Annotated in this window: 12 protein-coding genes, 1 tRNA gene and 3 pseudogenes; 14 read left to right on the forward strand and 2 right to left on the reverse strand. The window is 62.7% G+C overall.

From position 1 onward, the window contains the following. Nucleotides 1-2 precede the first annotated feature (2 nt). From AC5P9P_RS19695 to AC5P9P_RS19735, 9 genes and pseudogenes are all read left to right on the forward strand, one after another. Entirely contained in the window at nucleotides 3-1358 is a 1356-nt protein-coding gene (locus tag AC5P9P_RS19695; protein WP_005411496.1) for a Gfo/Idh/MocA family protein, read from the forward strand. Nucleotides 1359-1672: 314 nt separating this feature from the next. Next, on the forward strand, nucleotides 1673-6343 hold the full coding sequence (locus tag AC5P9P_RS19700) for an RHS repeat-associated core domain-containing protein (RefSeq protein ID WP_258391709.1): 4671 nt from the start codon (nucleotides 1673-1675) through the stop codon (nucleotides 6341-6343). Nucleotides 6344-6366: 23 nt separating this feature from the next. Next, nucleotides 6367-6642, forward strand: a complete 276-nt coding sequence (locus AC5P9P_RS19705; RefSeq protein ID WP_049418016.1) for a hypothetical protein — start codon at nucleotides 6367-6369, stop codon at nucleotides 6640-6642. A gap of 62 nt (nucleotides 6643-6704) precedes the next feature. After that, nucleotides 6705-7516, forward strand: a pseudogene (locus AC5P9P_RS19710) (RHS repeat-associated core domain-containing protein); the annotation flags it as partial. Between the two features lie 36 nt (nucleotides 7517-7552). Next, nucleotides 7553-7939: pseudogene (locus AC5P9P_RS19715) on the forward strand (hypothetical protein); the annotation flags it as partial. A 1279-nt stretch (nucleotides 7940-9218) separates the two neighbouring features. Further along, nucleotides 9219-10535: pseudogene (locus AC5P9P_RS19720) on the forward strand (RHS repeat domain-containing protein); the annotation flags it as partial. A 14-nt stretch (nucleotides 10536-10549) separates the two neighbouring features. After that, the gene (locus AC5P9P_RS19725; protein ID WP_227832754.1) at nucleotides 10550-11017 is read left to right on the forward strand and encodes a hypothetical protein; all 468 of its coding nucleotides are present in this window, start codon (nucleotides 10550-10552) and stop codon (nucleotides 11015-11017) included. A 225-nt stretch (nucleotides 11018-11242) separates the two neighbouring features. After that, nucleotides 11243-11740, forward strand: a complete 498-nt coding sequence (locus AC5P9P_RS19730) for a hypothetical protein (protein WP_495233046.1) — start codon at nucleotides 11243-11245, stop codon at nucleotides 11738-11740. Beyond that, complete coding sequence (locus AC5P9P_RS19735) at nucleotides 11737-12186, forward strand: hypothetical protein (RefSeq protein ID WP_049453480.1); 450 nt, start codon at nucleotides 11737-11739, stop codon at nucleotides 12184-12186. Before AC5P9P_RS19730 ends, AC5P9P_RS19735 begins: the two co-directional genes overlap by 4 nt. 82 nt (nucleotides 12187-12268) lie before the next feature. Here the strand turns inward: AC5P9P_RS19735 and AC5P9P_RS19740 are convergent. Beyond that, nucleotides 12269-12345 (reverse strand) — tRNA-Arg (locus AC5P9P_RS19740). 149 nt (nucleotides 12346-12494) lie between these two features. Here AC5P9P_RS19740 and ubiA point away from each other — a divergent pair. The 3 genes from ubiA to AC5P9P_RS19755 all read left to right on the forward strand — a co-directional run bounded on the left by ubiA (nucleotide 12495) and on the right by AC5P9P_RS19755 (nucleotide 15727). After that, nucleotides 12495-13388, forward strand: coding sequence for a 4-hydroxybenzoate octaprenyltransferase (ubiA, locus tag AC5P9P_RS19745; RefSeq protein WP_005411493.1), 894 nt, complete (start codon nucleotides 12495-12497; stop codon nucleotides 13386-13388). Nucleotides 13389-13864: 476 nt separating this feature from the next. Continuing rightward, nucleotides 13865-15289 carry a short-chain fatty acid transporter gene (locus AC5P9P_RS19750; protein WP_005414775.1) on the forward strand — a complete coding sequence of 475 codons (1425 nt, stop codon included), beginning with the start codon at nucleotides 13865-13867 and terminating at the stop codon, nucleotides 15287-15289. A gap of 273 nt (nucleotides 15290-15562) precedes the next feature. Continuing rightward, nucleotides 15563-15727, forward strand: a complete 165-nt coding sequence (locus AC5P9P_RS19755) for a hypothetical protein (protein WP_005414774.1) — start codon at nucleotides 15563-15565, stop codon at nucleotides 15725-15727. Between the two features lie 51 nt (nucleotides 15728-15778). Here AC5P9P_RS19755 and AC5P9P_RS19760 read toward each other — a convergent pair whose 3' ends face one another. Further along, a complete protein-coding gene (locus AC5P9P_RS19760) occupies nucleotides 15779-16405 on the reverse strand; it encodes a YiiX/YebB-like N1pC/P60 family cysteine hydrolase (protein WP_495233047.1) in 627 nt (208 codons plus the stop codon). 82 nt (nucleotides 16406-16487) lie between these two features. On the opposite strand from AC5P9P_RS19760, the gene AC5P9P_RS19765 reads away from it, so the two are divergent. After that, complete coding sequence (locus AC5P9P_RS19765; RefSeq protein ID WP_111117764.1) at nucleotides 16488-17000, forward strand: hypothetical protein; 513 nt, start codon at nucleotides 16488-16490, stop codon at nucleotides 16998-17000. Between the two features lie 73 nt (nucleotides 17001-17073). After that, nucleotides 17074-18912 carry a M3 family metallopeptidase gene (locus tag AC5P9P_RS19770; RefSeq protein ID WP_049432225.1) on the forward strand — a complete coding sequence of 613 codons (1839 nt, stop codon included), beginning with the start codon at nucleotides 17074-17076 and terminating at the stop codon, nucleotides 18910-18912. Nucleotides 18913-18914 lie beyond the last annotated feature (2 nt).

The raw sequence follows: 18914 nt of genomic DNA on the forward strand, positions 1-18914 counted from the left end.
CCATGAAGCGTAGGGAATTCATCGCGGCCAGTGCCGCTGTCGCCGCCAGCAGCCTGCTGCCGCAGACCCCGGCATGGGCGCGCGGGCGCAAGGTGCGCCTGGCCATGATCGGTACCGGCATGCGTGGCTTGGTGCTGCTGAAGGAGCTGGTGCGCCGCGACGACGTCGAGGTGGTCGCGCTGTGCGACATCGAACCGATCATGCTCGGCCGTGCCATGGACATGGTGGCCAAGGCCGGCAAGCCGGCCCCGAAGACCTACGGCCAGGACCGCGATACCAACGCCTGGAAGCGCCTGCTGGAACAGAAGGGCATCGATGGCGTGATCATCGCCACGCCGTGGGAATACCACGCACCGATGGCGATTGCCGCCATGCAGGCCGGGGTGGCGGTGGGCTGCGAAGTGGTGGCCGGCATCACCCTGCAGGACCACTGGGACGTGCTGAAGACCCAGCTGAGCACGGGCACCCCGTACATGCTGCTGGAGAACGTCTGTTACCGCCGCGACGTGATGGCCGCGCTGCAGATGGTGCGCCAGGGCCTGTTCGGCGAGCTGGTGCATCTGCAGGCCGGTTACCAGCACGACCTGCGCGGCGTGAAGTTCAATTCCGGCGACCCGAACCAGCCCTACGACAGCGGCGTGGAATTCGGTCCCAAGGGCTGGAGCGAAGCACGTTGGCGCACCGAGCATTCGGTGGAGCGCAATGGCGAACTGTACCCCAGCCACGGCATCGGCCCGTGCGCGATGTACACCGGCATCAACCGTGGCAACCGCTTCACCCACATCAATGCCTTCGCGACCAAGGCACGCGGCCTGCACGAATACACCGTGGCCAAGAGCGGCGGCACCACCCACCCCAGCACCAAGGTGAAGTTCAAGCTGGGTGACATCGTGACCACCACGCTGGCCTGCGAGAACGGCGAAACCATCCTGCTGCAGCACGATACTTCACTGCCGCGACCGTACTCGATGGGCTTCCGCGTGCAGGGCACCAAGGGCCTGTGGATGGATGTGAACCATTCGATCCACATCGAAGGCCGCAGCCCGCCGCACCAGTGGGAAGAGTTCAAGAAGTACCAGGACGAGTACGAGCACCCGCTGTGGAAGCAGAATGCCGACACCGCCGCGAGTGCAGGGCATGGTGGCATGGACTGGTTCGTCATCCATGCCTTTGTTGAAGCGCTGAAGGCGAAGGCTCCGATGCCGATCGACATCTACGACGCAGTGACCTGGAGCGCGATCACCCCGCTGAGCGAGCAGTCGATCGCCAACAGCTTCCAGACGCTGGAGTTCCCGGACTTCACCGCTGGCGCGTGGAAGCAGCGCAAGCCGATCTTTGCGTTTGATGGGAAGTACTGAGATTTACCCCTTCCATGCGGTGACGGAAACGCCGGGCGATGCCCGGCGTTTCTGTTTCTGGGGCATTCGCCTTGTAGAGCCGAGCCCACGCTTGGCTGCATTTCCGACACGCCCCCCCCCCGCATCAGAAAGTTCTGAAATTCGACTCATTCCACAGTTTTTTGACTTGAATGTGTAAACCACATCGGAGATAACGTCCCCATGCGGCCACGCCGCATTCCGGACCAGGGACGATCCGAAGCATGACGTGAGGAGGTTGCTGCCCACGTTCTCGTTCCCGCCGGCGCTGTGTCCGTCCAGGAAGGAGAACAGGGATGTTGAAGGCAAACTCTGGCACTTCGCTCATCAGTCTTGCGCTGTTCGTGCTGGCGTGCTCGACGTCCAGCGTGCAGGCACAGGAGATCGAGAAGAAATGGGAAAGCTACTTCTCGATGGGAGAGCCCCGTTCCACGGAGGCGGCTGTCCAGAAAGACATACGGGCCTTCTTCGCCGAGTATGAGGTCGATAAGCCTTTCGTTTGGGAGGTCAAGCGCCAGAGGGCCCTTCCTAACAAGACGATCTATGACTATCGCGTCAAGCCCGAGAAGATCGTCACCACGGATTGGGTGTATGAGCAGAACCATCAGAAGTACGCCACGGAGGATGCCGTCCGCAGCATGTTCCTGTCGAAGAATGCGAGCGATCCGCGGTGCGCTGCCACCGTCATGACTGAAGAGGCCTGGGAGGAGGTTGGCGGGCTTGGAGTGGGAGATGACGGTAGCGTCATCAACGAAAGCAAGCGCTACAAATTCGCTAAGAACACTTATTTCGAGGGCATTAATTCCTGCAGGCAGACGGTCTTCTGGCAAAATGCATCTCGGAGTAGAACCGCAAAATGCATGAATCGCCCCATGATGATGTGGGACGATAACCTGGGCATGTGCGCCCTGATCCAGCAGGACGACCCAAACATGGCAATGCTGCTGGCCTACTGGACTTCTCCGCTGCCGCCGCAGCAGTGCAAAGTCGGTAATCCATGCGACCCTACCACCGGCGACAAGTCTCAGCCGGAAGCGGACCTTGATTTCGGGTGGGTCCGCTTCGATCGCCAGTATCATTCCTTGACCAGCACCAGCGGCGGAGCCATTGGCCAAGGTTGGACGCACTCGCACAATATTCACCTGACGCTCGGCATTGATGACACGGGCTATCCGCCGAGTTCGGAAGTCCAGGTGGGTTTGATTGACGCTGAGGGTGGCCAGCTCGCCTTCAAGAAGGTGGGAGCGGTGTATGAGGCAATGGATGGCAGTGGGGACCGCGTGGCTCAACAGGGGAGCCTATGGTTGTTGTCGCGGGCTCAGGAGCGCATTCAGTTCGATGCCGGCGGCCTTATGCAGCGCCGCGATTTCGAAGACGGAACCTCGCTAACCTATGCACGCGACAGCCATGGCCGCCTGCTCAGCATCACCCATTCAACCGGCCGGCGCGTGGACGTCCAGTATCTCGCGCCGGGTGACGATTCGCTGATCTCGGCCCTGGTGATCGCCGGCCAGCCCGTGGTGAGCTACGCCTATTCCCCGGCCGGGGAATTGATCAGTGCGACCTACGCAGACGGTGCCAGCCGCACGTATCACTATGAGGACGCCCGCTTCCCGGGCTACCTGACCGGCATTACCGCCGAGGGCAACCAGCGTTACAGCTGGTACGGCTACGACGCCAAGGGGCGGGTCACCTGCAGCCGCCATTCCGGCGATTGCAGTCAGGCCGACGTGGGCATTGATGGCGTGCGCCTGGAGTACACCCTGGCAGGCACCACGATCGTCACCGACGCACTGGGCAAGCAGAGCACCTACGCATTGACCGCCAGCGGCGCCAGCGGCCTTCCGCGCAAGGTCAACGGCGTCACCGAGAGCAACGGCAGCATCAGTCGCACCTATCTGCCCGAGGGCACCGATTTCCGGCGCCGGCTGCAGTCGGTGACCGATCGCCGAGGCGTTGTCACCCAGTATGCCTATTCCGAGGCCAGCGATGCTGCCACAGGCGCCATCAGCGTGACCACCACCACCGAAGCGGCCGGTACTCCGGACCAGCGCGTCAGCGAAATGCGCGTGGCCATGGACAGCAATCGGCTGGTGCAGCAGACCGTCGGTAACCGTGAGATCCGCATCGTGCGCAATGCACGCCTCCAGCCGACCACCATCGCCGTGCGCGACATGGTGACCGGTGACACCCGCGTCACCACGCAGACCTACTGTGAGGCAGAGGGCCCGGAGTGCCCGCTGATGGGACTGCTGCGTAGCGTGGATGGCCCGCGTAGTGATGTGGCGGATGTCTCCACCTATGCCTACTACACCGCGGATGACGCGGGGTGCGCGGCCAATGGTGCCTGCAGCTATCGCAAGGGCGACCTGCGCAGCGTGACCAATGCGCTGGGCCAGACGGTCGAGACCTTGGCCTACGACGCGTTCGGGCGGCCGTTGTCGGTCAAGGACGCCAACGGCGTGGTAACTGATTACACCTACCATCCCCGCGGCTGGCCGACCTCGATCACCGTGCGCGGTGCCACCACCGCCGAGGACCGGGCTACCCAGATCAGCTACTGGCCGACCGGCCAAGTGCAGCAGGTCACCGAGCCCGACGGCAGCAGCGTCACCTACGTCTACGACGCCGCGCAGCGGCTGACGGATATCGCCGACAGCGCTGGCAACACCATCCACTACACGCTGGACAATGCCGGCAACCGCCTCAAGGAAGACACGCTGGATACTGGCGGCACGCTGCGTCGCACCCTGGCGCGGACGTTCAACACGCTTGGCCAGCTGACCGCGCTGAAGGATGCGGGCAACCACGCCACCGGCTTTGCCTACGATGCCAACGGCAACCCGCAGACGATCACCGACGCACTGCAGCGCGTGACCAGCCAGCAGTACGACCCGCTCAACCGCCTGGCGCAGACCCTGCAGGATGTCGGCGGCGTGGCGGCGGAGATCCGCAGCCAGTACAACGCGCTGGACCAGGTCACCCAGGTCACCGACCCGAAAGGCCTGCATACGACCTATGCCTACAACGGGTTCGGTGATCTGACCGGGCAGGTCAGCCCGGACAGTGGCGCCAGCAGCTTCACCGTGGACGCCGCCGGCAACCGCAAGACGGCCACCGATGCACGCGGCATCACCGCCACCTATCACTACGATGCACTCAACCGCCTGATCGGCATCGCCTACCCGGACCCCAATCTGGACGTGGGCTACAGCTACGACGTGGCGCCTGCCGCGTGTACCGCCGACGAGCGCTTTGCCAAGGGGCGCCTGGGGCAGGTGCTGCACGCCAATGGCAGCACCCAGTACTGCCACGACCGCTTCGGCCAGGTCACCCGCAAGGTGCAGACCGTCAATGGTGTGGCCAGCACACTGCGCTATGCCTACAGCAAGTCGGGTCGCCTGACTGCGTTGACCTACCCCGACGGCAGCGTGGCCGACTACGTGCGCGATACCCAAGGCTGCATCAGCCAGATCGGCCTGACCCGCCCCGGCCAGGTACGGCAGATCGTGGTGAACAACGTGACCTGTGCGGCCTTCGGCCCGGCGACCGGCTGGACCTACGGCAACGGCCGCCAGCTGCAGCGTCCGTTGGATCTGGATTACCGCCCGCAGGCGGTACATGACTCGGCCGCAGGTGGCCTGTCGCTGGGCTATGGCTACGACCCGGTCGGGTCGATCACCGAGCTGAAGAACGGCGCAGGTTCGACGGTGCTGGCCAAGTACGCCTACGACGCTCTGGGCCGCTTGACCCAGACCCAGGACGGCGCAACTGGCACACCGATTGAGACCTATGCCTATGACGCCACTGGCAATCGGACCGCGCTGATCACCTCGACAGGCACCGCCAGCTACACCTATTCAGCAACCAGCCATCGCTTGACTGCAGTGGATGGTGAAACGCGCAACCATGACGCGGTGGGCAACACCACCAGCATCGGCGGCAAGACGTTCATCTACAACGATGCCAACCGCATGAACGCGGTGAAGCAGGGCAATGCCGTACTGGAAAGCTACGGTTACAACCACCGCGGTGAACGCGTTCTGCGTACCCCGGCCGGCGGCGCAGCGCAGATCACCTTGTACGACGAAGCAGGGCAGTGGCTGGGCAACTACTCGGCCACGGGGCTGGCGCAGCAGCAGGCCATCTGGCTGGACAACTACCCGGTGGCGCTGATCAATGTGCCGGATACCGGCGTGCCGGAACTGGCCTACGTGCAGCCGGATCATCTGGGCACACCGCGCGTGGTGATTGATCCGGTGAGTGATGTCGCGATCTGGGAGTGGAACAACAGGAGCGAGGTGTTCGGCAACCAGATTCCGAGTGCCGATCCCGATGGCGATGGTGTGGTGTTCGAGCTGGCGTTGCGCTTCCCCGGCCAGCAGGCGACGGATTCGAGTGGGTTGTTCTACAACTACCAGCGCGAGTACGACCCGGCGGTGGGGCGGTATTCGCAGAGTGATCCAATTGGGTTGGATGGGGGAATCTCAACCTTCAGTTACGCGGATCTCACTCCACAGGCTAAAGCGGACCCGCTCGGATTGGCGACATGGACTGGAACCATGACGTTTGCGGGCACTGGCGTAGGGATTGTAGGTGGTGTGGGTGGTGCAAGACTGACCCTTACGTCCGAATGTCTCAATGGACGTCAGGCGTCCGTCGAACTCGGCTTTGCTGGGGTTGGCGTCGGCACTGGATCTCCCATCTCCGTCACCGTCTCTAATGTCACTCTCACTGGAGGCAACCTGATGTATGTCGATCCAAGCGAATTGCTCGGAGCTTCTTCCATTCTTTCGTTGGGAGCAGCGGCCGGTGGGGGGGGCTCTCTGTCAACCCTGAGGATTGGCGATGTATCTTCATTTGGAATTGGGGGGCAGGGGGGTTGGGATGCCTCGGCGAGCTACCTGATTGGGCGAAGCAGATTCATGGGGAATGGAGTTACCTGGAGCGACTGCGAATGTCATTAGAATCAGTTTTTGAAGCCCTTTGCATGCTCGCTATCGCAACGTTGTTGATAGCTTTCGTTTCGCGAATTTTTCTGGTTTGGGAGTTAAGGAGAAATTCCCCTGAACTGTGGGACACCCTTGGCAGGCCTGCGATCCTGGAGCGAGATCATTTCTTAACCAAGTATCCGATCTGCGGATGGAAGCGGGTTCATAACGGCGCATCAGGAGTGCGCAAGTTGTTCCTCTTGGTGTTCTGGTTCTCGTTCCTTGTGTATCTCATATCGCTGATTCCCCTGATCGTGATCTGGATTATGCGCTGATCCTCTTCCGTTGGTCTGAAGCCATTGCGCTATGCTCTGTCCCGCGGGCCAATTGCGATTGCGACACGCTGGGCCGCCTGACCCAGACCCAGGACGGCGCGACTGGCACGCCGATCGAAACCTACGCGTATGACGCCACCGGTAATCGCGCTTCGCTGACCACCTCGGCAGGCACCGCCAGCTACACCTACCCCGCAACCAGCCATCGCCTGACTGCGGTGGATGGCGAAGCGCGCACCCATGACGCAGCGGGCAATACCACCAGCATCGGCAGCAAGACCTTCACCTACAGCGATGCCAACCGCATGAACGCGGTGAAGCAGGGCGATGCCGTGCTGGAAAGCTACGGTTACAACCATCGCGGCGAGCGCGTGCTGCGTACTCCAGCCGGTGGCGCAGCTCAGATCACGCTGTACGATGAGGCCGGGCAGTGGCTGGGCAACTACTCGGCCACGGGGCAGGCGCAACAGCAGGCCATCTGGCTGGATAACCACCCGGTGGCGCTGATCAACGTGCCGGGCACCGGCGTGCCGGAACTTGCCTACGTCCAACCAGATCATCTGGGCACGCCGCGCGTGGTGATCGATCCGGTACGGAATGTCGCGATCTGGGAGTGGAGCAACAAGAGCGAGGTATTCGGCAACCAGATTCCGAGTGCCGACCCGGATGGGGATGGTGTGGCGCTCGAGCTGGCGCTGCGATTCCCGGGCCAGCAGGCGACGGATTCGAGTGGGTTGTTCTACAACTACCAGCGCGAGTACGACCCGGCGGTGGGCGGTATTCGCAGAGTGATCCGATCGGTTTGAGAGGCGGAGCTTCAATCTACGCGTACACAGGAAATGATCCGTTAGACTTTGTCGATCCATTAGGACTTCTCCGCTATCACTCCTGGGTCAGCAAGAAGTACCCCGCGACGACGAAATTCTTGAATGGAACGAAAGATCGAATGACCAGTCGCAAATATGATGGATTCCAGCGATACGGAAACATCGGACAGGGGCATCTTGATCAGCTTCTATCGAAATGCGATGGGCCAGTCATTACGCCAAAATACATGAGGCATGACGATGGTGGTTACGCGCCTGGCTCGGGTGAGATATTTATTCATGAGACCTATTTTGACCGCTTCGAATCGGGTGACCGAAGCCCAGAACTCCTGCAGAAGCTGGAAAGAACACTGGAGCACGAGTTGGTTCACTTCTCGGAGTATTTCTGGAACAAAAATCAGTACAAGGGCGAGGAGGGTTGGAGCTATGAAGAGTATGTCTATGGGATCAGAAGGCCTGCTTCACACTAACCTCTTTCGCGTTGGCTTGTGCTTGATAATTGCATTTACCCTATTTGGATGCGCAAAGTCATCTAGTGAAAGAGGTGCTCCCTGTAGTCATGATCCGGTGGCAATCATCCAGGCGGCATCCTCGGATTCAGCGCTTTCTGCATACGGAGGAGATGGATGGGGATCTTCACGGATAAACGTTCTATGGGATGGCGATGAATCGTCATCTTCATTGCCGTTGTGCGAAGCCAACGGCGGGAGATTTCAGTTCGTAAAGTCGTCGTCATATGATCGCACTTCGCCATTCATTGCCATTGAGAAGTTGTACTTTGATGACGATGCTGCTTTCATGGAAATCGGATTCCCTCCGACAGGAAAGAACGCAGATGTGTTCTTGAGAAAAGAGGAAGGAGTATGGCGGGTCAAGAAGACACATCTATGGGAGAACTAGCCCCATCCACATCGGGTCTCTACGTTTGCTCCGTCTGCCCTAGCATCCCGTGCGTCGGACCCGAGCTGGTTCTTCTCGAACGCTACCTCCATGATCGCCATTGTTCGGTAGCACACGCCGCATGTGCGGCGTGTGTTCCATAACATCCGCATCGGGCCTGTGTGGCGTGCGGCAGCTCTCACTGGACGAGAACACTGGTGGGGCCAAGGGACTCAACAGGAAGCAATCAGTACCCATACTCAACTGAACGCCGTGCTCTCCCAGGTATCCTCGCCCCCTGGTCAGACCGCGACGGCAGTCAGTGCAGTAGCATCCAAGTATCCCGTACAGCTACTGAGCCGCGCTGCCTCGGGTTTCGGTGTCAGTTGTATATTTTCACCAGCGGTAAGGATCCCGGTATCCGGCTCGCTGTCTATGTTCATCCTTTAGAGTTACCTATCAGCATCCTGATGCTGTCGCAGCGGCGGCAATAGTTGGCGCGGAGGTTTGCCGGTGAGGTCGATACTTTCATTCACGTGCTCCTCCTGCGGGGCACGTGAACAGAGCTTCTCTACATTCAATTCACTTAACAAGTCGGTGCGGAAGTATTGCGGGCGTTGCGGATTCGGCGTCGAGTCTGTACAGATATGTGCTTCTTCTACTCTATGCTCATGTACTGGCCGTCATCGCTGCATTCCCTTCGTGCTTGCGGTTACAGGCAATAAATGGTGGCTGGCCCTGACAGTTGTAATAGTGTTCGCACTCTTGGTCCTCGCTCCTGCCATGGTAATTCACGCCAAAAACGCGGTGCGTTGCGCGGGTACGGAATCGTAGAATTGCCATGCTTGGACTCAATCGGCCGCAACGACCTCTGAACTGAAGACCGGCACATGCTCGACGGTGCTGGCCAAGTACGCCTACGACACGCTGGGCCGCCTGACCCAGACCCAGGACGGCGCGACCGGCACGCCGATTGAAACCTATGCGTATGACGCCACCGGCAATCGCATCGCATTGACCACCTCGGCAGGCACCGCCAGCTACACCTATCCCGCAACCAGCCACCGGCTGACCGCCGTGGACGGCGAAGCGCGCAACCATGACGCGGCGGGCAACACCACCAGCATCGGCAGCAAGAAGTTCACCTACAGCGATGCCAATCGCATGAACGCGGTGAAGCAGGGTAATGCCGCACTGGAGAGCTACGGTTACAACCATCGCGGCGAGCGCGTGCTGCGCAGCCCGGCCGGTGGCGCTGCTCAGATCACCCTGTATAACGAAGCAGGGCAGTGGCTGGGCAACTACTCGGCCACGGGGCAGGCGCAGTTGCAGGCCATCTGGTTGGACAACTATCCGGTGGCGCTGATCAATGTGCCGAGTACCGGTGTTCCGCAGCTGGCCTACGTGCAGCCGGATCATCTGAGTACGCCGCGCGTGGTGATCGATCCGATGCGCGATGCGGCGATCTGGGAGTGGAACAACAAGAGCGAGGTGTTCGGTAACCAGATTCCGAACGCTGATCCGGATGGGGATGGTGGGGCGTTCGAGCTGGCGCTACGATTCCCGGGCCAGCAGGCCACGGATGCGAGTGGGTTGTTCTACAACTACCAGCGGGAGTATGACCCGGCAGCGGGGCGCTATTCGCAGAGTGATCCGATGGGATTCGACGGAGGGGTATCTACCTTCTCCTATGTATCAGCTGATCCAGTGCAGGCGGTTGATCCGCTCGGACTGCTGGCCAATTGCACTTGCGTGGACGGTGGAGTTCATATCGACATCCCTATTCGCTTCAGTGGTGAGGGAGCTACTCCTGAGACTTTGAGAAAAATGATAAATGCAATTGAATCGACCTGGTCTGCGCCCGGATTTACAGTGACTGTTAGCCAGCCGGAGAAAGGTCGGTTAAACCGTGTTGAGGTTCCGCTGGGGAGGGGGGCGACCGTAACTGGAGGCAGTGTCGGTAAATGGTATGCAGGAAACACTGAGTGGACGGCTGCGCACGAAGCAGGGCATTTGATGAAATTCAAGTACGATGGTCGTTTTGATATGTACGATGTGGTATCGCAGGCGCCATCTCGTTCTACCAAGCCCGTTCCGGGGTGGGAGGGAAACATCATGGCAGAGCATCTTGGCGTTCCAGACGATAGGGTTCGGGATGCTATCAAGAAGCGGTTGGGGTGCAAATGATGGTGAGTCTACGCGTGGCTGCGCTCCTTCTTCCATTGCTCGGAGGCTGTGGCACTAGCCAGATCAAACACATTGAATGGAACTCAGATTGGGTGGACGTTTCATCGGATGAGATCATTCCTGGGAACTCGACGACACTTCGAAGTGACCGCTTGGCCACCTTGAATCCGCAGAGCGAAAAATCGATTGCTCAGTGGATGCTCGATCAGAACTTGAGCATCATCCAAGCATCGGATGCGGCTGAGAAATTCGCGCCACTACAGTTGAATGGGTTAGTGCCGGCAGAGGGGGAGACTGTTTATCTCGTCAGAGCGGCCTCAGGTGCAGGAGGCGGGAGTTTTGTCGGCTACATAAATGACAATGGAATTCTCATCTTGTACGGGGTAATGGGAAGTTGTGGGGAGCAAGTGCATCGAGTGGTTGCTGTGAGCCTGAGTAAGAGGCCTGCCAAGGTCTTCGGAGGGTGTTCAGGAGCGCTTTGAAGATTCTTATGTGTGTGGGTCTGAGGTGGGAATAGGGAAGTGGGAATTTCATTTGCGAGCGCTCTGTTGGTGTCTACCGTGCGTGCAGCTCGATGAACATCATGGATCCTGTACTCAGCGAACTTCTTTCCCGGTTCGGTGTCGACAGTGACTTCGGGCAGGCAGTACTCTCGAGCGCTGCGCGATGGGCTGCGTGAGTAGGCCGCCAAGCAGGAGGCAAGGTGCATGGGCTCCCGCGCTCCTCCACAACAGAACGCGATCGGCCTGCACGCCTCGGAGAGGTACAAGATGAAAGCGAGGCAGATTCTTCGGTACGGGCTGGCCTACGCGGTGTCGTGTGGAGCACTCTGGCTGTTCCTGCACTTTGTGGGCAGGGCGCTTTACGCCTTCGACTCACATCAGGTTTTCTTCTGGCTGTATGCCGTCAGCCTTCTGTTGCTGGGAATGGGCGCACGGGTTCCCGCCGCTGGCCGCCTGACGTTCAGGCGGCTTGCCAAGGGGGCTGGCTTGGGGCTGCTCGCGGGCCTTCTGGCCCAGGTCGTGGTACTTGTACTGGAAGCCTACAGATTCAGCGGATTCAGGCCATCGCTGCTCTGGCAGGTACCGGTTTCGCTGACGGTGATCAGCGTCGTGCTGCTCACGCCGCTCTGGGGCGTAGTGCTGGTTGCCCTCACCGCCGCATTCCGCCGCGACAACCACCCACATCAGGCCTCGAACCCATGAAGCGCCTGACTGCCTTTTGCCTCGCGGCCGCACTGACATCCTGTGCGGCGCATCCGAACCGCACGACGAAGTGTCAGCCGGTCCAATTCACTTACATCGGCACCGAGAGCATCGACGGGCTGACCTATGGGCGCTTCCAGGTCAGCCACAACGCTGGTCAGCCGCTTCAGCTGTGGGTGGATGAGAGACGCAGGTTGAACTCAAGGACCGCTCGCGCAGAGATGAGGTGCACAGGCGAAGATGCCTGGCGGCCTTACAACGTGATCCTTGAGGAAATCACACCGGGAGCGATCGGGGTGTCGATCGGGCAGGATGAACAGCAGAGCGTTCTGTTCGATGGTGATGGCCTGTTCCTGCCCGGCGCATCCAGCGCGGGCGCGAATTACTCCATCGTGGTACAGGACGCTGCCGGTTGCGAACATCGCTCGGCAACGTTCATTCCCTGACATTCCTGGCGGCGAGCCGGATTCCTTGCGACTTCGCAGCATCGCCCGGTTGGGACGCTGCGTACAGGCAATGAAGGAAAAATGGCGCGCCCGGAGGGATTCGAACCCCCGACCAATGGCTTCGGAAGCCACTACTCTATCCGGCTGAGCTACGGGCGCGTTGTAGAACTGCCGCGCCGTCGGCCAGTGCCGGGGCGGGCATCGCAGCGCCATGAGGCGGTGCGGGACCGGCATTCTATCCAGTTTCGCCGAACAAATCTCCCCCCACCGGCAAAGCCCTGCCGGAGGGGCAGGAGTATCCTATCGCCATGGCTGATACCCCCCTCACTTCGCCGCAGTCGCCGGCGACGCCGCGTTGGCGGCATTACTGGAGTCTGATGCGCGCTGATCGCCCGATCGGCACGTTGCTGCTGCTGTGGCCCACCTGGTGGGCGTTGTGGCTGGCTGCTGGCGGCCTGCCGCCGCTGTGGACGCTGTTCGTGTTCACAGCAGGCGTGTGGCTGACCCGCTCGGCCGGTTGCGTCATCAACGACTACGCCGACCGCTGGCTCGACCCGCACGTGGAACGCACCAAGGCGCGTCCGCTGGCCACCGGCGCAATCAGCGGCCGAGCTGCGCTCGCCCTGTTCGCGGTGCTGATGCTGGTGGCGTTCGGCCTGGTGCTGACCCTGAACGGGCTGACCATCGGCCTCAGCTTCATCGGCGTGTTCCTGGCCGCCAGCTATCCGTACCTGAAGCGCTACACGCACCTGCCGCAGGTCTACCTGGGCATGTCGTTCGGCTGGGGCATCCCGATGGCCTTCGCCGCCGTGCAGGGCGAGGTGCCGATGCTGGGTTGGCTGCTGTACGCCGGCAACATCCTGTGGTCCACCGCCTACGACACCTGGTACGCCATGGTCGACCGCGAGGACGACCTGAAGATGGGCTCGCACTCCACCGCGATCCTGTTCGGCGACCTCGACCTGGTCATCCAGGGCGTGCTGTACGCGCTGTTCCTGGCCACCATGGCGCTGGTCGGCGTGCGTGGAGGGTTGGGTGGGTACTACCTGGCCGGTGTGGCCGTGGCTACCGCGCTGGTGGTGTACGAGTTCTGGATCTGCCGCAACCGCGAGCGCGGCCCCTGCTTCAAGGCGTTCCTGCACAACAACTGGGTGGGTGCCGCGCTGTTTGCCGGCATCGCCGTGGATCTGGCACTGCGTTGAGCCCAAGGTGAGGTAGAGCCGGCCGCTGGCCGGCTGCACCCGTGCGCGATCCCGAGGTTGCCGGCCAGCGGCCGGCACTACCGCCACCCACCACCTGCGATGATGCTTGGATCTGGTAGAGCCGGCCGCTGGCCGGCTGCACCCGTGTGCGATCTCGAGGTTGCCGGCCAGCGGCCGGCACTACCGCCACCCACTACCTGCGACCGTCCCCAGATCTGGTAGAGCCGGCCGCTGGCCGGCTGCACCCGTGCGCGATCCCGAGGTTGCCGGCCAGCGGCCGGCACTACCGCCACCCACTACCTGCGACCGTCCCAGATCTGGTAGAGCCGACCGCTGGCCGGCTGCACTCGTGCGCGATCCTGAGGTTGCCGGCCAGCGGCCGGCACTACCCTCCTCCGCGACCTACGACCAATAGGTGGCTGACAGGCCGCACCCCACCGCCCAGAATCGATCCATCGAACCTGGGAGGGTAGGCGATGGCCTCGACGGCAGCAGTACAGGACGGCTGGATGGCGCGCGCAGCACTGCGCTCGGCCGCCTGGGCGGAAAAGTGGTTCCCCGATGCGTACGTGTTCGCGGTGCTGGGCGTGGTCATCGTCGCGCTGGCCGCGATGGGCTTCGGCTCGACCCCGCAGGCGACCGCAAGCGCCTTCGGTGACGGTTTCTGGAGCCTGATCCCCTTCACCATGCAGATGGCCTTCGTGGTCATCGGTGGCTACGCCGTGGCCACCGCGCCGGTGGTCGCACGCTTCATCGATTTCCTGGCCCGGGTGCCGCGTACCGGCCGTGGTGCGGTGGTGTACGTGGGCCTGGTCAGCATGCTCGCTTCGCTGCTCAGCTGGGGCTTCTCGCTGGTGTTCGGTGGCCTGCTGGTGCGCGCGCTGGCCCGCCGTACCGAACTGCGCATGGACTACCGCGCGGCCGGTGCGTCGGCGTATCTCGGCCTGGGGGCGGTGTGGGCGATGGGGTTGAGTTCCTCGGCCGCACAGCTGCAGGCCAATCCGGCCAGCATGCCGCCGGGCCTGGTCGAGATCACCGGCGTCCTGCCGTTTACCGAAACCATCTTCCTGTGGCAGTCGATCGCACTGACCGCGGTGCTGATCCTGGTCTCGCTGCTGATCGCCTGGTTGACCGCACCGGCCGCCGGCAGTGCCCGTACCGCTGAAGACTTCCCCGGCGCCGCGCAGGCCGAGCCGCAGCCGTTGCAGCGCCGCACGCGCCCGGGCGAATGGCTGGAGTACAGCCCGCTGCTGACCGTGCTGCTCTCGCTGCTGGCGTTCGGCTGGCTGTTCAACGAGTTCGCCAACAAGCCGGTGGTCACCGCCATCGCCAACCTCAACACCTACAACTTCCTGTTCATTTCGCTGGGCCTGCTGCTGCACTGGCGGCCGCGCAGCTTCCTCAACGCGGTGGCCAAGGCGGTGCCCAGCACCACCGGCGTGCTGATCCAGTTCCCGCTGTACGGTGGCATCGCGATGATCCTCACCCACGCTGCCGGTGGCGACGGGCAGACACTGGCGCACCGGCTGTCGAGCCTGTTCGTGCACGTGGCCAGCACCGATACCTTCGCGCTGGTGATGGGTGTCTATTCGGCCGTGCTGGGCTTCTTCGTGCCCTCCGGTGGTGGCAAGTGGATCATCGAGGCGCCGTACGTGATGCAGGCCGCCAACGAACTGAAGGCGCACCTGGGCTGGGCGGTGCAGGTCTACAACGCCGCCGAAGCGCTGCCGAACCTGATCAATCCGTTCTGGATGCTGCCGCTGCTGGGCGTGCTGGGGCTGAAGGCACGCGACATCGTCGGCTTCACCTTCATCCAGCTGCTGGTGCACATTCCGCTGGTGCTGGGCCTGTTGTGGCTGCTGGGGATGACCCTGGCCTATGTGCCGCCGGTGATGCCCTGAATGCTGGGCTGGCTTGCCTGCGTGAGTTGGGAAGCCAGCCTCCTTCCGCGCGTGTTTCCGGCTGAGAACGCCATGAATGCGCGCCATGCTGACCACTGCATGAGCACATGCCGAACCCGCATGAATTCTTCAGCCGCTTGTGCCACAAGGGCTTCTGCGCGTTCATTCACAGGCGTACACGCAGATGTAGCCGCGCACCCACGCGTGATTAACCATTCGCTGCAGACGATGGCCACGTCCACCGCATTCCGCGAGTGGCTTTGGAGATCGGACATGGCACAGCAGAACCAGAACCCGAACCAGAAGCAGCAGGGCCAGCAGAACCAGCAGGATCAGCAGCAGGGTCGTGGCCGCGACCAGCAGCAGCAACAGCAGCAGGAACAGCAGCAGCGCAACCAGCGCAACCAGCAGCAGGGTGGGCAGGACGAGGAAGAGTGACCTCGCCACCAGCTCCGGTGATGCGAAGCCCCGCCCCGTGCGGGGCTTTGCTTATTCCAGCACGCCGACACGCTGCAGCACCGGCGCCGCCGACATGTCGTTCGGATTGGTGCCGGGCTGATCCTGCGGTACGTCCATGCCCATGCCGCGGTACAGATCCACCCAGTGCTGGGCGATCTCTCCAGTCTGCGGGTTGCGGAAATTCATCGGCTGCAATGCGAACACGTGGTGCGCACGGAAGACGCGTTCGATGAAGTCCGAGCAGTAGTAGCTGTCCTCGTTCAACACATACGACGTGTTGTACGGCTTGCCCAGCATCGTGCGCGCGGTGGCGACCGCATCCTTGATGGCCGCCTGCTGCGGCGCATGCAGGCGATAGACCACGATCTGCCGCTGCTTGGCGCGCGCCTCCTGGCGGAACTCGACCAGCGATTGCCGGCGCGATCCTTTCTCGTCCGCATGCAATACCTCACAGCCCTTCGGCGTGGAAGCGACCAGGGCGACGTGATCGAAGCTGGGCGCGCCCTGCTTGCCGGTGGCATCGTCAATGGCGGCACTGAGGCCGCTGCGGCCGGCGGTGACAAACAGCAGATCGCCTTCGTGGACATCGACGGCCATCGCCACCGCTGGCCACAGGGCGGGCAGCAGCAGGCCGATCAGGAGCAGGAGGCGATGCATGAGGACTCTCGGACAGGCGGAATGCCGGAATTGTAGGGCGCGCGGTAGCATGGAGCGACCGGACCGGATTCAGGATGAGCCCATGTGTCGATACCGTTCTGCCGCACTGCTGATGCTCGCCTGTGGCGTGGTGCTGGTTGCCTGCACGCCTGCGCCGCAGCCGCAGCAGACAGCGGGCGAAGCCGGGCCTGCCGCAGCGGCGCCGGCGATCACTGCCGCCGAGCCCACACCTGTGGCTGCACGCAGTGAATGCCCCCACCCGGAATTCGATGCATTCCTGAAGCATTTCGGCAATGAGATCGCGCTGCAGGAAAAGGCCACTGCCGACCCGCTGCTGGACAGCTACATCGATGCGGAGGCCGAGCCGGAACCGCGCAAGGTGGAGAGCCGGTTGGCGCTGGCCGATGTGGAGTGGCCGGTGATGCCCGATCCTGCCGCGTTGGCCGGCCAGGGCCGCGAAATACAGATCAGCCCCCTGGCCGATGGGCAGCGGCAGGTGCAGATCCGTATGCCGGACAGCAGCGACCAGCAGACCTACACCTTTGCGCAGACGCCGTGTTGGACACTGGTCAAGCGTGAGGACGAGTCGATCTGAAACCTGATCCGGCACAGGCGCGGCGGGCCAGTGACTGCTAGGCTCGATCCCTGGTCCAGGCAGGGAGACGCCGATGCAGGCTTTCAGGAAGCACGCCACCACCACCGCCATCGCAGCTGTGCTGGCGATAGCCTCCCTCAGCGGCGCCCAGGCACAGTCGGTGCATGCCGATGACCGCGCCTACTTCGCCAATGCCACCGCCGAACAGGCCGCGCGTGACGCACTGGGCAAGCGCGTCGAGGCTCTGCAGCAGGCGTCCACCGTTGCACCCGCGGAACGCTTCCGGCAGGCCGAGGTACTGGAGGCGCAGTGCCTGCGCCATCACAGCTACCTGCACCTGCAGGCCGCCCGCAATGCGCGTGATCAGCGTCCGGCCCAGGCGCTGGACCAGGTGATGGGGCTGTGCAGCCGCATTGCCCGCAGCGGCCGCGCCGCTCTGCGCGAGGCGTCCGCGGATGCACCATGGGCAGCACCCTATGGCTTCCTGCGCGCACGCGCGTTGAAGGAGGCCGCCGCCCCGGCCAACGCCGCGCTGGATGAGGCCGTGGAGGCACTGGCCGATCCGGCGCTGGACAGCTTCGCGCGCCTGCGTGGGCAGATCCTGCGCAGCGCCGAGTACCCGCAGATCGAGCACGGCGGCTGGCACTGGGACACGGGGCGCGACAGGCAGGCACTGGCCCGGCAGCCCGACCGCGCCCTGCGCGAGGCGGGCTGGAAGGGCTACTGGCAAGGCCTGCAATCGCGCCGTGAGCCGATGGCGTCGGTGCTGCTGGGGCTGGTGCAGGTGAATGACGCCGCGGCACGCCTGCAGGGTGACGGCTCGGCGCCGGCACATGGCTATCAGCGCATGGGCCTGGATACTGCCGCAGTGGATGCAACGCTGGTGGCGATCGAACAGCATGCGGGAGACCGCCGCGCCTATCAGGAGATGCTGCTGCACCACGCTGCGCGATCGGGCATCGACGCGCCGCAGATCTGGGATACCACGGTGCCCGATGCTGGCTACACGCCACCGATGCTGACGCTGGCGCAGCTGCGCGACAACGCCGCCGATGCCATGCAGCACCTGGGCCCGGCGTACGTCGCTGAACTGCGCGCGCTGCTCGATCCGGCCAGCCACCGCATGGATCTGGCCACCGAACGCGGTGACCGCAGCCAGGACGCGTTCTCCGTGAGCGCTCCCGGTGTGCCGGCAATGCTGTTCGTTGGTGTCCGCAGCGGGGACCTGGAAAGCGATGTCGAGATCGCCCATGAAGCTGGCCATGCCGTGCATGGCGAGTGGATGCAGCGGGGTCATGCGTCGCCGCTGCAGCGCAATGGCAGCCAGTGGCTGACCGAGGCGTTCGCGATCTACAACGAGCTGCGCTTCCGCGACCAGCTGTACCAGCAGGCACAGGACCCGCGTGCCAAGGCCTACTACCTGAAATCGCTGCTGGACGACATGGTGCTGCAGCTGTTCACCTCTTCCGAGGAAGCGCAGCTGGAGCGGTCGATCTACCAGGGCGTTGCCGCCGGCACGCTGGGCACCGCCGATGACCTGGACGCGCTGACCGGGCGGGTGCTCGCACGCTTCGGCCAGCAACCGGAGCGCTACCCGCAGCTGCGCAACACCTGGATCGGCAAGCGCCTGATGTATGAAGACCCGAACTATCTGGTGAACTACCTGTATGCGGGTCTGCTGGCCGTGCAGTTGTATGTGCAGGACCAGCGCGATCCCGAGGGGTTCCGTGCGCGCTATCTTGCCGTGCTTGGCGAGGGCTTCGATCGCGCGCCCAACGAGCAGGTGGCGCAACTGCTGGGGCACGCGCCTGACTGGGCGGCCCTGGTGGATGCCGATCTGCAGGTGTTCAACCAGGCGGTCGCGCAACTGCAGGCGCTGCATGCGCGGATCGAGGCAGGGCAGGGAACGTGAAG

The sequence above is a fragment of the Stenotrophomonas sp. YJH_SMC_14-1 genome (assembly GCF_059372275.1).